Source organism: Croceitalea sp. MTPC6 (assembly GCF_036985525.1).
In the GTDB taxonomy this organism is placed as follows: Bacteria; Bacteroidota; Bacteroidia; order Flavobacteriales; family Flavobacteriaceae; genus Croceitalea.
Window position 1 is genome coordinate 40,505 of sequence record NZ_BTGR01000003.1, and the last position, 18,190, is coordinate 58,694.

Genomic DNA, 18,190 nt, shown 5'->3' on the forward strand with positions numbered 1-18,190 from the left:
CGAGGTTAACGAATAACTGTTATGGTTCCTTGGTTCAATGTTCTACCACCATTTTTTATACGGTAGTAAAAAATCATATTTTGTTTGGTAAAAGCAGTTGATGATTCTGGCCAATTATTTTGATAGTTAGCCTGATTCAATATTTCCTCACCGTTTTCATTATAGATGACCACAGTAACATTAGGGTCTCTTGAAAAGGTGTTGGGCAAAACCCATAAGTCATTAATACCATCTCCGTTTGCGGTAATCACATTTGGTATGGCAAAATTGTCTCTAAAGGAAACGGTGAAATTTCTTGATACAGTACAATTTCCAATGGAAGCTATTAAAAGATAAGTTCCTTCTTCACTAAAGGTTACGGAATCCGTATTAGAAATTAGGGTATTACTTTCGTTGTACCACTCATAGGAAGAAGCTCCAGATGCGGTTACAGTTTGTGAACTTCCCTCTTGGAAAATGATATTTTCCTCAGCATCAGCGGAAACAATGGATTCATCAAATCTAGTAATTGTTATTTCATTGGAACGTATAGGGCAACCTGTACGCTGAACCTCTAGCTCATAAACTCCAGTTTCACTTACGGTCAAAGCCTGATCTGTTGTAGAAATGGCACTCCCATCTCTTGACCATCTAAACGTTTCTGAAGACAAGTCGATGTCAGCGGTCAACGTAACTGTATTGATACCATCGCAAAGTGCTAAATCTGTACTAACTATAGTCACAGTTTCACCACTTGCCAGTGTAGCATTCATTTGATTGGATTCAGGATTAAAGGAATCCAAACTACCTTGTAAAGTATAGTCACCATTCTCAGTGGCTGAAGCCAATGATATACTGTTGTTGGTTTCTCCAGCAACGGCCGTACCGCCCCTTGCCCATTGGTATGCGAAATCACTTGATAAATCACTAGTAACATCAGTTTTTGTACCATCTGTGGCAACAGCATTTATTTGAGTAAGTGCCAATACGGCGTTTGTGCTTTCACAAGACACATAAGAAGTGGTAAAAGAGATGACGAACTCAAAACTAGCTGGCAAAACAGCCGTAATATTTTCAGAATCAATTGTATTTCCTGAACAAGCCCCACCATTTTCTGTAACTCTAACAAAGTATATGCCTACTGTAGAGATATCCAATGTCGTATTTGTAGCACCTGCAATTGGACTACCATCCTTGTACCATTGGTAAGATGGAGTTGCTGCCGTGGAGGAAACACTTAAAGTTCTAGTTTGACTAGGCAGCAATACAATATTTGTATCGTTATTTAGGGTCACAGAAAAATTCCCTGCATCGTTAATAGTAATAGCATTAGTAATTTCAGTACAAATACCACTACCCTCAACTTGTAAGGTATAGTCACCATCAAAATTAGCAGTGGAACTATCTACCGTAAATAAACTATCACCTAAAGTAGGTGAGGTAACTGCAGTTCCATTTTGGAACCAAGTATAGGTCCACGAAGGGTCATTGATGTTGGCTACTAAATCAACGGTTTGTCCCGCACACAAAGTAGTGCTGGAGCTAGCTGAAATTGCAATACCTGATGAAGCAGCTGTTTGTATTTCAATAGTATTCGATAAAGTATTGGCTGATCCAGAACAGTTGGGACCATAATCTATTTCTACAAAGTACATCCCATCCTGTGAGACAGTGATGGTATTTGTTTTTTCGCTCAATAATGTCCCACTACGGTACCAATTGTAATTATAGTTTTCTGGACTGGGAACGTTATGTGTGGCGAGTGTTACATCTCCATTGTTACAATTTTCAATAATTCCTCCTGGAGGTATTGTTCCATTCCCATCTCTACTTATAAGAATAGGGTCTTTGTAACCGATATAGTACATAGAGAAGGCATCCGACTCTGGACTTATCATAGCAGGATTGGTACTTCTAACTCTAAAGCGGTATCCATCACCCTGCACATCTGTTTCCAAATTAAAGCTAAAGTCAAAATCGAATGTGGTGTTTTGATCCGTTACTTTTGCTAATTCAGTAGCTGAGTCAAAATTTCCTGTAGCGTCAGATAGCTCTAGAATAAATTCATTTGCAGAATTCACCAAAGGTGGGCTCCAAGTAAAATTCACAAAGTATTCGTTAAAATCAGCCGATGCACAAGCAGCGGTCCAAGGAGTAGTGGCACCAATGTTAGAGTTTGGTGCAGGTTCAGGTTTGTTCAATACTTGACCAAAACTTGCTGTGCCGATAAACAGCGCGACAAATAGTGGCAGCATAAGTGTTCTACATAAGTTTACATCTTTCATAAGGCAATGGTTTAGCTTTGGGGTCGCTTTTCTTGCTTTTTAAGATTTTGAGGCCTTGAATCTCACTGCCTCAGGCGATTATACTATAATCTATATACAAATATGATTCATACTATGGGACGAGGAAATTTATTGTTGTCGATTGCCCTAAATATGTTGTGAATACGATTTTTTTGTTGGAGTACATCGGAAAAACGTGTGAAACACCGCATTTTTCCTACATTTGCGCTTTCAAATTTATTCTGATGGAAAAGGCCGAAAAAGCCCTGAATTTTATTGAGCATATTATTGAAGATGATTTAGCAAATAGTTACAAACCGGACGATTTGCGCTTTCGTTTTCCACCTGAGCCAAATGGGTATTTACATTTGGGCCATGCCAGCTCTATTTGCTTAAATTTTGGCCTAGGAGAAAGCTATAATGCCCCTGTAAATCTTCGTTTTGATGATACAAATCCAGAAAAAGAAGAAAAAGAATATGTAGATGCCATAAAAAGAGATGTGGAATGGCTTGGATATAAGTGGGATAAAGAATGTTATGCATCAGATTACTTTCAGGAGCTTTATGATTGGGCGGTAATGTTGATAAAAGAAGGAAAAGCTTATGTTGATAGTCAGCCTTCAGAAGAAATGGCAAAACAGAAAGGCACACCAACAGAACCTGGTGTTGCCGGACCTTATCGCGACAGAAGTGTAGAAGAGAATTTGGAGCTGTTCGAAAGAATGAGGAATGGCGAGTTTGAAGAAGGTATCCACGTGCTTAGGGCTAAGATTGATATGGCTTCGCCAAACATGTTGATGCGAGACCCAATTCTCTACAGAGTATTGCATAAAGCACACCACAGAACAAATACCGATTGGTGTATTTATCCTATGTACGACTGGACACACGGACAAAGCGATTATTTGGAACAAGTTTCGCATTCCCTATGTACTTTGGAGTTTTTACCACATAGAGAGCTTTATGATTGGTGCTTAGACCAATTGGTATCAAATGATAAATTACGTCCAAAACAACGAGAATTCGCTCGAAGAAACCTTAGTCACACTATAGTTAGCAAGCGAAAATTGCTAAAATTAGTTGAAGAGGGTGTGGTTTCTAGCTGGGATGACCCACGTATGCCAACAATTTCAGGACTACGAAGAAGAGGGTATACACCAGAATCCATCAGAAATTTTGCTGATACTGTAGGAATAGCAAAAAGGGAAAATCTTGTAGATGTTTCCTTATTGGAATTTCACGTTCGAGAACATTTAAATAGAATTGCCCCACGAGTTATGGCAGTTCTAAATCCATTAAAAGTAGTCATTACAAATTATCCTGAAAACAAGGAAGAGCTGTTGGAAACTGAAAACAATCCAGGGGATGAAACTGCTGGGATACGAGAAGTGCCTTTTTCTAGGGAATTGTATATAGAACAAGAAGATTTTAAAGAAGAAGCGAACCGTAAGTTTTTTAGGCTAAAACTAGGAGGTGAGATTCGTTTAAAAAGCGGTTATATCATCAAAGCAGAGTCTTGCACTAAAGATTCCGATGGAAATATTATAGAGGTTCAATGTACCTATGACCCAAAAAGCAAGAGTGGTAGCGGGACTGAAGAAAGTTTGCGTAAAGTGAAAGGAACACTGCATTGGGTTTCCATAAAACATGCTATTGAAGCTGAGGTACGTCTTTATGATCGTTTATTTAATGATGAAAATCCAGACGGGCATAAGGACAAAGATTTTATGGAATTTGTAAATCCAAATTCATTGACAACAATAACTGGATTTTTAGAACCAAGCTTAAAAGATGCAAAACCAGGAGATGGATTTCAATTTCAACGTTTGGGTTATTTTAATGTGGATACTGATTCTGCTCCCGAGAACTTAGTTTTTAACAGAACGGTAACTTTAAGGGATACTTGGGCGAAGATTCAGCAAAAGAGCTAACAGTTTTAATTTTGAAGGAAAAACCTTCGTATAACAAATGCTTATCATACAAAATATATCAATCGGTATTTTCTATCAAAGACGAAGCCCTTCAATCAATTTGAAGGGCTTTTCTTTTAGAAATGAACCTTAAGGTTTGGCCAGATTGAGAAAGCCTTAAAAATGGTCTTATTTGTCTTTTTTCAATCTTCCATATCTATTTAGATAATAGATGTTCAAATCTCCAGAATTTGCTTCTAAAACATCCAAATAGTTGTCACCGTTTATATCGGCCAAATGAATATCATAAGTATCCATTTTTATTTCTTTGTTTAATGGAATTTTCTCAAATGAATTTTTACCTAAGTTGATATATGCATAGTTGACCTCATCTCCATTTGCATTGACGATATCTATTAACCCATCATTATTTAAATCTGCAACTTTAACACTGGCAGTAGCCAAGTCTTCAGTTTCGTAAATGATTTGATTTTTGAAATCTTTTCCATTTCCTAAATACGCATAGTTTGCACCAACCAAGTTTCCGGTAATGATATCTGGATAGCCATCATTGTTTAAATCGCCAACCGCAACAGAACGCGTTTCATCATTTCCTGTACCAAACGGAATTTTTTCTTTGAAGACAAGTTGGTTTCCCTGAAGGTAGACATAGTTTTGTTGGTTATCTCTATTGGCAAGCACCAAATCCAATTTCCCGTCTTGGTTCATATCTGCAGCTACGATATCTATGGTAGAATCATCTTCAGAACCAAAAGGGATGGTTTTAATAAAATTTCCAGTTCCATCATTAATAACAATTTCATTGGGACTACCACGGTTGGTAAATAACACATCTAAATCCCCATCTCCATCAATGTCGCTTAGCGCAATATTTCTTGTTGGTGTGGTTTCACCCCCAACAAGCCCAGCTCGCTCAAAAATACCTTCTCCATTATTTTTGTACCAAACATTGGGATGCCTATCGTTACCTGTCACTATATCCAAATCTCCATCGCCGTCCAAATCTCCCAATTCCGCAGCATAACAAGAGGACCATTCCGTATCTAGAACCCGAGAAGTTCTAAAAACACCATTTCCCACATTGTAAAACACACTATTGGGAGCTGGCCAATGACGACCTTCTGCAGTAACTACATCTAAATCTCCATCGCCGTCCACATCACCTGCGACAATGGATGCAGTTCTATCTTCTCCAGCACCAAAACTTAGAAAATAACTACTAGGATTAAAAAAAGGGGTTTCTTGAGCATTGGCGAAAACCGTAGAGATTATCACAACAAGAAAAATCCTAAACCTAAGCATCTTTCTTTTTAGGAACATTGGTTTTCTTCATTTGCTCCCCTATCATATTGCTTGCTGTAAAGGAAGCCACCATATTGTTCAACATATCACTACCTGCCTGTGGTGAGTTTGGTAAAAGAATCAAGTTTGTGTTTGTTTCTTCACCAATAGATTGTAGTGTATCATAATGTTGCGTAACAACTATTAATGCCGATGCTTCTTGAGAATTGATTCCCACTTTGTTTAAAACCTCCACAGACTCTTCCAGTCCACGAGCAATTTCGCGACGTTGGTCTGCAATACCCTGCCCTTGCAATCTTTTACTTTCCGCTTCGGCCTTTGCTTTTTCTACGATAAGAATACGAGCAGCATCACCCTCAAACTGAGCAGCAATCTTTTCACGTTCAGAAGCATTAATTCTATTCATCGCTTCTTTTACCTGAGCATCTGGGTCAATATCCGTTACCAAAGTTTTAATAATGTCATATCCATATTCCAACATCGCATCTTGTAATTCCCCCTTAACAGCAATCGCAATATCGTCTTTCTTTACAAAGACATCATCCAATTTCATTTTAGGCACCTCGGCACGTACTACATCAAAAACGTAAGAAGTAATTTGATCATGCGGATATTCTAACTGATAAAAAGCATCATATACCTTACTTTTAATAACCACATACTGCACAGAGACTTTTAGTTTTACAAAAACGTCGTCTAAGGTTTTTGTTTCTATAATTACATCTAATTGCTGAATCTTTAAGCCAATTCTAGCCGCAATACGCTGTACAAATGGGATTTTAAATTGAATACCAGATTGTCTAACACTGGTAAACTTACCAAAGGTTTCAATAATTACAGCCGTCTGTTGCTTTACAATAAATACACCTGAAAGAATAGTAAGAACGACGAAAAATGCTACTGGAATCCAAATATAACTGCCCATAATATTAGTGTTTTTAGTTTATGTGTTTAAAATACAAAAGAGAGTAATAGATTAGTAGTATTTATAGGAGAATTGTTACAATTGACCACTATTGTGAATCTTCTTACTGAGTTTCCTTTAAATATTCAAATTAAGATTAGTTATCTTAGTTTGGTATATACACTTGTTGTAAAACATTATATCAAAATGAGAAAACCATTCATAAACAAAGAATCCTTTCAATTAAAAACTCTTTTTTTAATTCTTTTTATATTCGGACAAACCCTATCTGCTCAAACCGAAGAATTAATAGCGAACCTTTGTTCGGGCAAATGGCACGGCTCTTATCGGGCATATGAAGGTCAAAGAAAGCTTTATTCAATGCCCGTAAGCTCAGGTTATTGGACAATCTTCTACCCCGATGGTAGCACCCTAATAAGCAATGGTTGGGATGATTACTATGGTGAATGGAAATTAAATCCAAAAACAATGACTCTGATTACCAAAGATAGAAAGGGCATAATACACAAAAGAATAATAAGATTAACTAAGTCTGATTTCGCTTACGTAATCAGGAACCAATTATGGGATACTGAATATGGATTCAAAAAAATGGAATAAACATATAAGATTCTATATACAATAAATGTGAATTCAGAATCTAAACTAAAAATGTTTTAAGCGGTAGCTATACAAATGATCGTTAACCCAAAACTTCAACAGCTTTATTAATCCTGCTTAAACATTCCTCTTTTCCTAGCATCGCCAGAATATCAAACAAATGAGGACCCTTTAAATCACCAACAATAACCAAGCGTAATGGCCCCATAACTTTTCCAAAAGAAAGTTCACTTTCGGTTATCCATGCCTTTATATTGGTCTCTAGATTTTGAGGGGTAAAATCTTCTGTAGCTCCAATGATTTCAGCCACTTTTTGGATAAGCTCTGGCGTATCTTCCTTCCATTGTTTTTTTACAGATTTTTCAGCATAGTTTGTTGGGGCTTCAAAAAAGTAGTTTCCTAAATACCAGAGATCTGAAGGGAAATCTGCCCGTTCTTTTATCAACCCTACTACTTTCTCAACATAACCGTCATTTCGAGCATCGCGAGAAATTTCTTTATCAGCTAGCATTGAACCAAACAAATCTGCCAGCTCAGTATCACTTTTTGTTTGCAACCATTGATGATTGTACCATTTGGTTTTTTCTGGGTCAAAACGAGCACCAGCTTTGTTAACACGTTCTAAACTAAAGGTTTCAACAAGTTCTTCAAGAGAAAACAATTCTTGCTCTGTTCCAGGATTCCAGCCCAGCATTGCCAAAAAGTTGACTACAGCTTCTGGGAAATATCCCGCTTCTCGATAACCTTGAGATTCGTTCCAAGACAATGGAAAAACAGGAAAACCTCCTTTTTCACCATCACGCTTGCTCAATTTGCCTTTACCTGTTGGCTTCATTATTAAAGGTAAGTGTGCAAACTGTGGCGCCTCCCACCCAAAAGCATTGTATAATAATTGGTGCAATGACAAAGAAGGCAACCATTCTTCCCCACGGATAACATGGGTAATTTCCATTAAATGGTCATCTACAATATTTGCCAAATGATAGGTTGGCATGCCATCACTCTTAAAAAGAATTTTATCATCTAAGACATTGGTGTCTATTTCAATATCTTCGCGGATGATGTCTTTTAGATGCAGTTTTTCATCTTGCGGCGATTTAAAACGTATCACATAAGGCTCACCAGCATCCAGCTTTGTTTTAGTTTCTTCTTTAGAAAGCGAAAGCGAGTTGTTTAATTTTAAGCGATTGTGCCAATTATAGATAAAGGTCTTTCCTTTTGCTTCATGGTCTTTCCTATGAAAATCTAATCGTTCTGAAGTATCAAAAGCATAATAGGCGTGTCCTTTTGCTATTAATTCCAAAGCATATTGCTCGTATAAATGTTTGCGCTCACTCTGTCTGTAAGGACCAAATCCTTTTTCCTTGCCTGGTCCTTCATCAAAAGGAATTCCACACCAGTTTAAAGCCTCAACAATATAGGCTTCGGCACCTTCAACATATCTATTCTGGTCAGTGTCCTCTATACGCAATACAAAATCACCACCATGTTTTTTGGCAAATAAATAGTTGAACAAGGCGGTGCGAACCCCACCAATATGAAGCGGTCCTGTTGGACTAGGGGCAAAACGAACCCGTACTTTTTGACTCATTTTTTAAAATTGAGCCACAAAGGTAATGAACTCTTTTAAGGTGAATCAAGTATTTAGACTTATGTGGTTAGCCTCATTTCTTTAGGTATACGCTTGTTCATAATACCAAACCAAAGCGGCGGTATAAAAGACAAAACCATAGAGGTTGGATACCCAAAGGGCATTTGAGGAGAAATATCATGATAATCCAAAGTTTGATATTTTTTAGAGGACTTGTAATGGTGGTCGCTATGCCTTGTTAATTCATATAAAACAATTCTGCCAATAACATGATTGCTGTTCCATGAATGGCATTCTCGCACACGTTCATAACGGCCAGATGGGAGCTTAAACCGTTTTAGCCCATAATGTTCAATATAATTAACGGTTTCAAGCAAAAGGGATCCAATGATTCCTGAGGCCAAGGCAAAAAGTACACCAATACTTCCAAAAATCTGAAACACCAAAAGAAGATAACTTAGTTGAATGAGTGTGTAGAAAAGCATATCATTTTTTAAGGAGAAGAACCCTTTGTTTTCGGTTTTTAAAAGCTTCTTTTGAATTTTCCAAGAGTTCACATATTGTCTAATGGTTGAGGTGAACCAAAAGGAATAAACAGATTGGTTAAATGTCGCAGTTGCAGGATCTTCTTTGGTAGCAGCATGTACATGGTGACCAAAGTTATGCTCAATATAAAAATGCATGTAGAATGAGGGCAAAAGTAAAAGCTTACCCAAGTATCGTTCAAAAGTTTGTTGTCTGTGCCCTAGTTCATGGGCGACATTAATTCCATTTACCCCAAAAACTATCCCCACAGAAAAGACTACCCCTATAAGTTCATAAATAGCATAAGAGTTGTTGGTAACATCCCATAAAGCAAAGCCCAAAAACCCAAATACAATAGGAATGTTTAAATAGAGCATCCAGTCAAATAGCTTGCTTTTAGCTTTAGTTTTCAGTTCTTCACCTTCTAAATTGGAAGTGTCATGTGGTAGCAAGATCTCTAATATTGGAATGATGACAAAAGCATAAAAAGGGGTAAAAAAGGCCCAATATCCTTTAAAATAGATGCTGATTACTGCCGAAATAGGTATAGTTAACGCTGCTAGATACTTTAAATCCTTCATATCGTCTATTTTAACATAAAATTTTCAGCCCTGTTTTGAAACAACGGGTATCTTGGTATTAAATATAGTAGAATTTGAGCAGTTTTAGTAATGTTCTGGATAAGCTGAACGCCTTTACCAAAAAGTATTACACCAAGCTTTTGATTAAAGGTGTCATCTTATTTTTGACCTTGGGGCTACTATTTTTTCTTACTATAACTGCGGTTGAATATTTCCTGTGGTTGAATTCTACGTTTCGTTTAGTGCTGCTAATAATATTTATTGGGATAGAACTTTATTTGCTGTATCGCTATATTTTAACCCCGCTGTTTTATTTATTTAAAGTAAGAAAAGGTATTTCCAATAGGGAGGCTTCATTACTTATTGGCAAGCATTTTCCAGATGTAGATGATAAGCTCATTAATCTTTTGGACCTTGCTGATAATTCACAACAATCAGATTTGTTGTTGGCAGCTATAGAACAACGTTCAGCACAGATGCAGCCAATTCCATTTGCAAAAGCTGTAGACTTTAAGGATAACATAAAGTATGCAAAGTATATTTTAATTCCGCTACTATTGGTCGGACTTATTTGGCTTTCAGGGAACATTGCCGATTTCTTTGGCTCCTACAAGAGAGTGGTGAATTATGATGTGGCTTATGAACCGCCAGCACCATTTTCTTTTCAATTACTTAACGAGGAATTGAATTTATTAGAGGACGAATCACTAACCATTAACTTAATTACAGAAGGGAAAGTAAAACCTGAAAACGTAGCTATAGTTATAGAAGGAAAGGAGTTACTGATGCAAGAAGCTAATGGACAATTCCAATATACGTTTGAACCGCCATTGGAATCGAGTAGTTTTTATTTTACCGCTAACGGATTCAATTCTAGAACACATCAAATTACAGTAGGGAAAGTACCAGCAATTCAAGGTTTTGAAATGCAATTGAACTATCCAAACTATTTAGGCAAACGAAATGAAGTCTTAAAGGGAACAGGTAATGCTGTAGTGCAAGAAGGGACTAGGGTTACTTGGAAGATTACCGGTATTCATACGGAGCAAATAGATTTTGTAGAAAAGGACACCACTATTAGTTTTACAAATGATGACAGCAACTTTGAGTTGTCAAAATTCATTTATTCAGATTTGAGTTATGAGTTAAGCACATCAAATAAAAATGTAAAGCATTATGAAACTTTGGGTTACAGTATTGACGTCGTTAAAGATGCTTACCCAACAGTAAAGGTGGAACAAACTTTAGATTCTTTAAATCCCAATGTTTCGTATTATGCTGGATTAGCTTCCGATGATATTGGCTTGCAACGCATTGACTTGGTTTACTATCCGTTAGATAATCCTCAGGCTATTAATAAGCTGAGTTTAGTTGATGCAAAAAACAATGTAGAACGGTTTTACTATACATTCCCTTCAGGCCTAAATTTAGATGAGGGCAAGGACTATGAATTGTATTTTCAAGTGTTTGATAATGACGGGCTTAGAAAGGGAAAGTCAGTTCAAAGCCAATTGTTTAGAACTACAGTTTTAGACAATAACCAATTGAAAAACAAAGAGTTAGAAGCCCAAAAGTCGATTTTACAAAATTTAGACAAGTCTTTGGAGAACTTCAAAGAACAAAAAGAGGCGTTAAAGGAAATCAACGATAAGCAGAAGGAAAATAGCGGCCTCAATTTTAATGAGCAAAACCAGATTAAAGATTTTTTACAAAAGCAAGAGCGTCAGGAATCAATGATGCAGAAGTTTAGCAAGGAACTAAAAGACAATCTGAATAAAAGTCAGAAGAATGATAAGATGAACGAATTGCTCAAAGAGCGTTTGGAACGACAAGAATTAGAAGCGGAAAAGAATAAAAAGCTTTTAGAGGAATTAAATGAAATTGCTGATAAGATTGATAAAGAAGATTTAAAGAAGCGACTTGAAGAATTAGGCAAGAAACAAAGTAACAGTGAACGTAATTTGGAACAGCTTTTAGAATTAACAAAGCGCTATTATGTAACTGAAAAAGCATCGCAATTAGCCAAAGAACTGGAAAAGCTGGCTGAGCGACAAAAGTTGTTGTCTGAACTTAAGCTCGGAGAGGAGTTTTCCAATGAACAACAAGAAAAACTGAATGAAAAGTTTAATGAATTGGCTAAGGAATTACAGGAACTCAAAAAAGATAATCAAGCATTAAAGAAACCACTTGATATAGATATTAGCAAACAAAAAGAAGAAGATGTTAAGAAAGACCAAGAAGATGCTTTGGAAGAAATTAATAAACACCAAGGCATGGATGAATCATCTGAAAGTCAAGAGAAGCAGGATAGCAAAAATAAAGCTTCTCAAAAGCAAAAATCTGCAGCTCAAAAGATGAAGGAAATAAGCGAAAGTTTACAGCAAAGCTCATCTTCTGGTGGAGGCTCCTCGATAACAGAGGATGCTGAAATGTTACGACAGATTTTGGATAATCTTATTACGTTTTCATTTAAGCAAGAAAGTCTTTTTGATAGGATTCAAGAATCACAAGGAGAGATTTCTGAGTTTTCTAATACGGTACGTAAGCAAAAAGAGCTCCGTGGACTTTTTGAGCATGTTGATGATAGTCTGTTTGCACTTTCGCTTCGTAGAGCAGAATTGTCTGAAGAAATAAACGAACAGATTACAGAAGTGTATTATAATATTGATAAGTCTTTAGAGAGTATTGCAGAGAATCAATTGTATCAAGGAGCCTCTTATCAACAATATGTATTAACAGCCTCAAATTCCTTGGCTGATTTCCTTGCAAAATTGTTAGACAATATGCAACAAAGTATGCAACCAGGTCAAGGGCAAGGTCAGGGTGATGGTTTTCAGTTGCCCGACATTATACAAGGACAACAAAAATTAGGGGAGAAGATGGGTAAAAGTGGTCAATCTGGTCAACAGGGTAAAGAAGGGCAACAAGGACAATCTGGAGAGAATGGAAAAGAAGGACAAGGGGGTAAGGAAGGTGAATCTGGGCAGAAAGGAAGTTCTGGAAAAGATGGAGATGGTGGTGAGAATGGCAGTTCAGGAAAAAATGGTAATGGTAAAAATGGGAAACAAGGAGATGGCCAAAATGGAATTGGTCAAGGTGGCAGTGATGGGGGTAACGGAAATGGACCATCTGAGGAAGAACTCAAAGAGATTTACGAGATTTACAAAGAACAGCAAACAATTCGCCAAAAGTTAGAACAACAATTGGCAAATATTATACAGAAAGACAAACAAGATTTAGCCAAGAAACTGGTTAGACAAATGGAAAATTTTGAGAATGATTTGTTAGAGAATGGGATTACACAGCGCACCATAAATAAAATGAATACCATCCAGCATCAATTATTAAAATTAGAAAATGCTGCTCTAAAACAAGGCGAACGAAAAGAGCGCGAAAGCAAAACAAATATAAACCAGTTTCAGAATCCTATAATAACAAAACCATCCTTACTAAAGAACAAAAGCAACACTATTGAGATTTTAAATAGACAAGCCTTACCTTTGCGCCAAAATTACAAGAATAAGGTAAAGACTTATTTTAAGGATGAAGATTGAATTCAACTACGAGATTGATTTTAAACTAGTTAATGAATCAAAATATACCGATTGGATTAATAAGCTGATTCAAAGTCAAGATTCATATCTCGGAAATCTAAGCTATATTTTTTGTGATGATGCTTATCTATTGGATATCAATCTTCAATATTTAAACCACGATACCTTAACTGATATTATAACTTTTAACTATTCTGATGAAAACACCATTTCAGGGGATATTTTCATATCGATTGAAAGAGTTAAAGATAATGCAAAGATATTTAAGGTTGATTTTAAGGAAGAGCTTTTGAGAGTAATGAGTCATGGCGTTTTACATTTATTAGGTTTCAATGATAAGACAGAGAGTGATAAGCAATTGATGAGAAGTAAAGAGAATGAAATGATGCGATTGTTCCACGTGGAACAATAGAAATTATGTTTGATAAAGAATACGATGTAATAGTAGTAGGAGGAGGTCATGCAGGCGCGGAAGCGACTGCTGCAGCGGCAAATATGGGGTCAAAAACACTTTTGATTACCATGAACCTCCAAACGATTGGACAAATGTCTTGCAATCCTGCTATGGGCGGAATTGCAAAAGGACAGATAGTTCGGGAAATTGATGCGTTGGGAGGATACAGTGGAGTCGTAACAGATAAGTCTGCTATCCAATTTAAAATGCTCAATAAGTCTAAAGGGCCTGCAATGTGGAGTCCAAGAGCGCAGAATGATAGAATGCGTTTTGCTGAAGAATGGCGACTTGAATTGGAAAGAACACCTAATGCTGATTTCTATCAGGAAATGGTTTCAGGGTTATTGGTCGAGGGTGACAAAGTTGTAGGTGTGCGAACGTCTTTGGGAATAGATGTTAGGGCTAAAGCTGTTGTGCTAACTAACGGCACTTTCCTAAACGGCTTAATACATATTGGAGAGAAGCAATTTGGAGGTGGAAGAGCCGGGGAAAAGGCTGCAACTGGAATTACTGAACAGTTAGTAGATTTTGGTTTTGAAAGTGGTAGAATGAAAACAGGAACACCGCCAAGAGTAGACGGTCGTTCTTTGGATTATTCTAAAATGATTCTACAGCCAGGAGATGCTAATCCGGAAAAGTTCTCCTATTTAAACACTCCAAAGTTAACAGAACAACGTGATTGTCATATGACGCATACGAGTCAGCTGGTTCATGATTTGTTGCGAGAAGGTTTTGATAGATCTCCAATGTTTAATGGAAGAATTAAAAGTATTGGACCAAGATATTGTCCTTCTATAGAGGATAAGATTAATCGTTTTGCGGATAAAAGTTCACATCAAATATTTGTGGAACCAGAAGGCTGGAATACGGTTGAAGTATATGTAAATGGATTTTCTACATCCTTGCCAGAAGATGTTCAATACAAAGCTTTAAAATCCGTTGTTGGTTTTGAGAATGTAAAATTCTTTAGACCAGGATACGCTATCGAGTATGATTATTTTCCTCCCACACAATTAAAACATACGCTTGAAACCAAGTTGGTAAACAACTTATATTTTGCTGGTCAGATTAATGGAACTACGGGATATGAAGAAGCAGCTTCGCAAGGTTTGATGGCCGGGATAAATGCACATTTAAAAATTAATGGAAAAGAGTCTTTCATTCTCAAAAGAGACGAGGCTTACATAGGTGTTTTAATTGATGATTTAATCACCAAGGGAACTGAGGAGCCGTATCGTATGTTTACCTCTAGGGCAGAATATAGAACATTGCTTCGCCAAGATAATGCGGACTTAAGATTAACGCCTAAAGGTTATGAATTAGGTTTGGCTAATGAAGAGCGCCTTAGAAGAATGGAAGAGAAGCAACAAAACTCAGATAAATTTGTTGACTTTTTTAAAAATACCAGTTACAATCCAGAAGAGATAAATCCTATTCTGGAAGAAGTTTCATCAGCTCCAGTAAAACAGTCTGATAAAATGTTCAAGGTGTTTTCTAGACCAAAAGTTACTATGGACCACATGCTTCGCTTGGATGCTGTTTCTGAATTTGTTAATGAACATAATCTGGATACAGAGGTTTTAGAACAGGCAGAAGTTCAGGTTAAATATTCAGGATATATTGCCAAAGAAAAGAATAACGCAGATAAGTTATTGCGTCTGGAAAACATAAAAATCCCTGAAGATTTTGACTATAGAAAATTGAAATCATTGTCTTATGAAGCAATTGAAAAATTGGAAGCCATTAGACCAGTTACCATTTCACAAGCTTCTAGAATCAGTGGCGTTTCACCATCGGATGTTAGTGTTCTTTTAGTGTTTCTTGGAAGATAAATAACTCTAATGTTCCACGTGGAACATGTTCTTTGGCTTGGTTTTTGAAAATAGTTATTCCAGCTAAATCAAAACCAAAATGAAAAAATTCTACACGCTAATCCTAGGGCTATTATTACTTAATTCTTGTATTCCAATTCGTATTGCTCCATCAATTTCTGATTACAAACTGACAAAGGGCAAGCGGTTTAAAAAAGGGCTCCCAAAAACAACAACCTTTGTTTTTGAAGACCCAAAAGATGCTGGTCAATTCTATAGTTATGTGAACACCAAGTTTTATTTAGAAGATTACTACGTGGATGTAGAAGTACCTTTTAAAGTAGATGGCAGGGAATACTTCTTTTCTTTTTATGAAGTTGAAATACCTACAAAGACAATAAGTTTGTTTCCGTTAGTTTTCGATGTTGCCGCAAATGCGACATTACAAAACGAGGACTTTGAAACGTATGCGACGAAAGAAGACACTACACTTTTAAAGAAGGGATTTTGGTATATCGCCATTGAAGTTTTTAGTAAGGAAGAAAAGGATTGTTTGCATGAAGATTCCATTTCAAGAGACAAGGTTTTGCCTTATCTTCGGGCAATGAAAGAAGAATACCTTTCTACCCACAACTACAATGAAGTCGTATTTAAGAACTAAGGATTTTTCAGTTTCCCAGGAAGAGTTTGAACTTTTTCATGACGAAGATTTGGATATGTTGGTGACCAAACCAAGACCGAACAATCTAGATAGATATTACGAAAGCGAAGCTTATATCTCCCACACCGATTCTAAAAAATCTTTTGTAGATAAGATTTACCAATTGGTAAAAAGCTATAGTTTAAAAAGGAAGGTTTCATTACTAAACTCTTTTAAACCATCTGAAAAAACAATATTGGATATTGGAGCCGGAACCGGAGATTTTTTGGCAGCAGCTAAAAAAAGTGATTGGAAAGTAAATGGAGTAGAACCAAATAGTGCTGCAAGGAATAAGGCTAATAAAAAAGGAATAGTTCTTTTTTCGGATTTAAACGAAGTGTCTAATAAGAAATTTCAGATAATTACGCTTTGGCATGTGTTGGAACATTTGCCAGATTTGGAGAATCAGATTGCAAGTATTGTTTCTTTGCTAGATGAAAATGGGACTTTGGTTATTGCTGTTCCAAATTTTAAATCCTACGACGCCGAACATTATGAAAAATTTTGGGCAGCTTATGATGTACCAAGACACCTTTGGCATTTTTCAAAACAATCGATTCAAAAGCTTTTTGAAAAACATAAAATGGAAATGGTAAAAACCAAACCTATGCTATTTGATTCTTTTTATGTTTCATTGCTTTCAGAAAAATACAAAACAGGGAAACAAAATTTTATCAAGGCTTTTTTTAATGGATTAAAATCCAATCTTAGGGCTAATAGCACAAAAGAGTACTCCTCACACGTATATATCCTTAGAAAATCAATTTAAAGCGTTTTAAGCGCCTAACAGTACAGCATATATAGTTATCCCCGAAAACACGTTTTTAAGTGAAGAAAAGTTAATTATACAGGCGTGTTTTAATAGACACAGCAAATCGATACTTTAAAATAGGATAGAATTTATCTATTATTCTTAAAACGCAATAAAATCATAAACTTTTAAGTAGTTGTAAACCCTTTTTATATTTTTGCCGAATCTAAAATCTAAACAGATGAAAAAATTAGTATTAGTTGCAGTTGTTGTTTTAATGGCAGCTTGCCAACAAAATAAAATTGGTTACGTAGACAACCTAAAGTTGATGGATGGCTACCAAGAAAAAATAGACATCGAAGCTAAATTTAAAACCAAAGCTGAGGCGTTAACAAAAAAGCGTGATAGCATCTCACAAGCTTTTCAAATTGAAGTTCAAGCTTTTCAGACCAAAGCACAAAAAATGTCGCAAAAGAAAGCACAAGAAGAGTATGGTATTATTCAGCAACGTGGACAATTCATGGGGCAACAGTTGCAACAAGAAGAGCAGCAAATGCAAGCTGCAGGACAGGTAGAAATGGATTCTGTCGTTAGTAAGGTAAAAAAAGAGATCAAAGCTTACGGAAAAGCAAACGGATATACCTATATCTTAGGTGGAGGAGATGGCGGAAGTGTACTTTATGGAACTGATGCACAAGACCTTACAGATGAAATTCTTAAAATTTTAAATGACGGCTATAAGAAATAAGCTGTTTTAAAGTAGTATTGTGAGCCTCAGCAACTGCTGGGGCTTTTTTATTGCAACAAAAACAGCAAAAACACAGTAGGCACCAAGTAAATAACAATGGTTTTTGCGCCTTCATAGTCTTTGTTAATGCGCTGCCCAAAGAACAACATCAGCAAGGCCAAACAAGAGATCAATGCCCCATAAAGCGCAAGGGTTTTATTGTCATGAAGGAGTAGATGAACAAGTCCTGCCAAGCATAAAACACCAGCCACTATTTCTGTTACCGTTAAAATGCCCAATAACAATGGGACACTATTTTTAAATGGTGATTCTGCAAAATGTCCTTTTAACCAAGACAGATTTCCTTTCCAATCTTTGACCTTATCTATTCCGCTTTGTAGAAAAGTGATAATCAAAAAAAGCAGTAATACAGTTTCGACAGCGTTTTGGTAAAAATGAAGGTCCATATTATTT

Annotated in this window: 14 protein-coding genes; 8 read left to right on the top strand and 6 right to left on the bottom strand. The window is 36.4% G+C overall.

Annotated features, from left to right (window positions below; all coding sequences use genetic code 11):
• Positions 1 to 5: 5 nt before the first annotated feature.
• Entirely contained in the window at positions 6 to 2,264 is a 2,259-nt protein-coding gene (locus AACP56_RS06735) for a T9SS type B sorting domain-containing protein (RefSeq protein WP_339336133.1), read from the bottom strand.
• A 245-nt stretch (positions 2,265 to 2,509) separates the two neighbouring features.
• On the opposite strand from AACP56_RS06735, the gene AACP56_RS06740 reads away from it, so the two are divergent.
• A complete protein-coding gene (locus AACP56_RS06740) occupies positions 2,510 to 4,195 on the top strand; it encodes a glutamine--tRNA ligase/YqeY domain fusion protein (RefSeq protein WP_339336131.1) in 1,686 nt (561 codons plus the stop codon).
• 168 nt (positions 4,196 to 4,363) lie between these two features.
• Here AACP56_RS06740 and AACP56_RS06745 read toward each other — a convergent pair whose 3' ends face one another.
• Positions 4,364 to 5,515 (bottom strand): FG-GAP repeat domain-containing protein, encoded by a 1,152-nt coding sequence (locus AACP56_RS06745; RefSeq protein ID WP_339336129.1) that lies wholly within the window; start codon positions 5,513 to 5,515, stop codon positions 4,364 to 4,366.
• Positions 5,490 to 6,422, bottom strand: a complete 933-nt coding sequence (locus AACP56_RS06750; RefSeq protein ID WP_339336127.1) for an SPFH domain-containing protein — start codon at positions 6,420 to 6,422, stop codon at positions 5,490 to 5,492. Before AACP56_RS06750 ends, AACP56_RS06745 begins: the two co-directional genes overlap by 26 nt.
• Positions 6,423 to 6,608: 186 nt before the next feature.
• Here AACP56_RS06750 and AACP56_RS06755 point away from each other — a divergent pair, with 186 nt between their 5' ends.
• Entirely contained in the window at positions 6,609 to 7,022 is a 414-nt protein-coding gene (locus tag AACP56_RS06755) for a hypothetical protein (protein ID WP_339336125.1), read from the top strand.
• 82 nt (positions 7,023 to 7,104) lie between these two features.
• On the opposite strand, the gene gltX is transcribed toward AACP56_RS06755, so the two are convergent.
• Positions 7,105 to 8,613 carry a glutamate--tRNA ligase gene (gene gltX, locus AACP56_RS06760; RefSeq protein WP_339336123.1) on the bottom strand — a complete coding sequence of 503 codons (1,509 nt, stop codon included), beginning with the start codon at positions 8,611 to 8,613 and terminating at the stop codon, positions 7,105 to 7,107.
• A gap of 59 nt (positions 8,614 to 8,672) precedes the next feature.
• Positions 8,673 to 9,719: an alkane 1-monooxygenase gene (locus AACP56_RS06765; RefSeq protein WP_339336121.1), complete on the bottom strand. Its 1,047-nt coding sequence runs from the start codon at positions 9,717 to 9,719 to the stop codon at positions 8,673 to 8,675.
• 74 nt (positions 9,720 to 9,793) lie between these two features.
• Here AACP56_RS06765 and AACP56_RS06770 point away from each other — a divergent pair, with 74 nt between their 5' ends.
• The 6 genes from AACP56_RS06770 (at position 9,794) to AACP56_RS06795 (ending at position 17,737) form a co-directional block, all read left to right on the top strand.
• Positions 9,794 to 13,273, top strand: a complete 3,480-nt coding sequence (locus AACP56_RS06770) for a hypothetical protein (RefSeq protein WP_339336118.1) — start codon at positions 9,794 to 9,796, stop codon at positions 13,271 to 13,273.
• The gene (gene ybeY, locus AACP56_RS06775) at positions 13,263 to 13,685 is read left to right on the top strand and encodes an rRNA maturation RNase YbeY (protein ID WP_339336116.1); all 423 of its coding nucleotides are present in this window, start codon (positions 13,263 to 13,265) and stop codon (positions 13,683 to 13,685) included. Before AACP56_RS06770 ends, ybeY begins: the two co-directional genes overlap by 11 nt.
• 5 nt (positions 13,686 to 13,690) lie before the next feature.
• Positions 13,691 to 15,559: a tRNA uridine-5-carboxymethylaminomethyl(34) synthesis enzyme MnmG gene (mnmG, locus tag AACP56_RS06780; RefSeq protein ID WP_339336114.1), complete on the top strand. Its 1,869-nt coding sequence runs from the start codon at positions 13,691 to 13,693 to the stop codon at positions 15,557 to 15,559.
• A 79-nt stretch (positions 15,560 to 15,638) separates the two neighbouring features.
• Positions 15,639 to 16,199, top strand: a complete 561-nt coding sequence (locus tag AACP56_RS06785) for a hypothetical protein (protein WP_339336112.1) — start codon at positions 15,639 to 15,641, stop codon at positions 16,197 to 16,199.
• A complete protein-coding gene (locus tag AACP56_RS06790; protein WP_339336110.1) occupies positions 16,177 to 17,007 on the top strand; it encodes a class I SAM-dependent methyltransferase in 831 nt (276 codons plus the stop codon). The genes AACP56_RS06785 and AACP56_RS06790 overlap by 23 nt, the downstream gene beginning before the upstream one ends.
• Positions 17,008 to 17,230: 223 nt before the next feature.
• Positions 17,231 to 17,737 carry an OmpH family outer membrane protein gene (locus AACP56_RS06795; RefSeq protein ID WP_339336108.1) on the top strand — a complete coding sequence of 169 codons (507 nt, stop codon included), beginning with the start codon at positions 17,231 to 17,233 and terminating at the stop codon, positions 17,735 to 17,737.
• Positions 17,738 to 17,784: 47 nt separating this feature from the next.
• Here AACP56_RS06795 and AACP56_RS06800 read toward each other — a convergent pair whose 3' ends face one another.
• Complete coding sequence (locus tag AACP56_RS06800; protein WP_339336106.1) at positions 17,785 to 18,183, bottom strand: DoxX family protein; 399 nt, start codon at positions 18,181 to 18,183, stop codon at positions 17,785 to 17,787.
• Positions 18,184 to 18,190 lie beyond the last annotated feature (7 nt).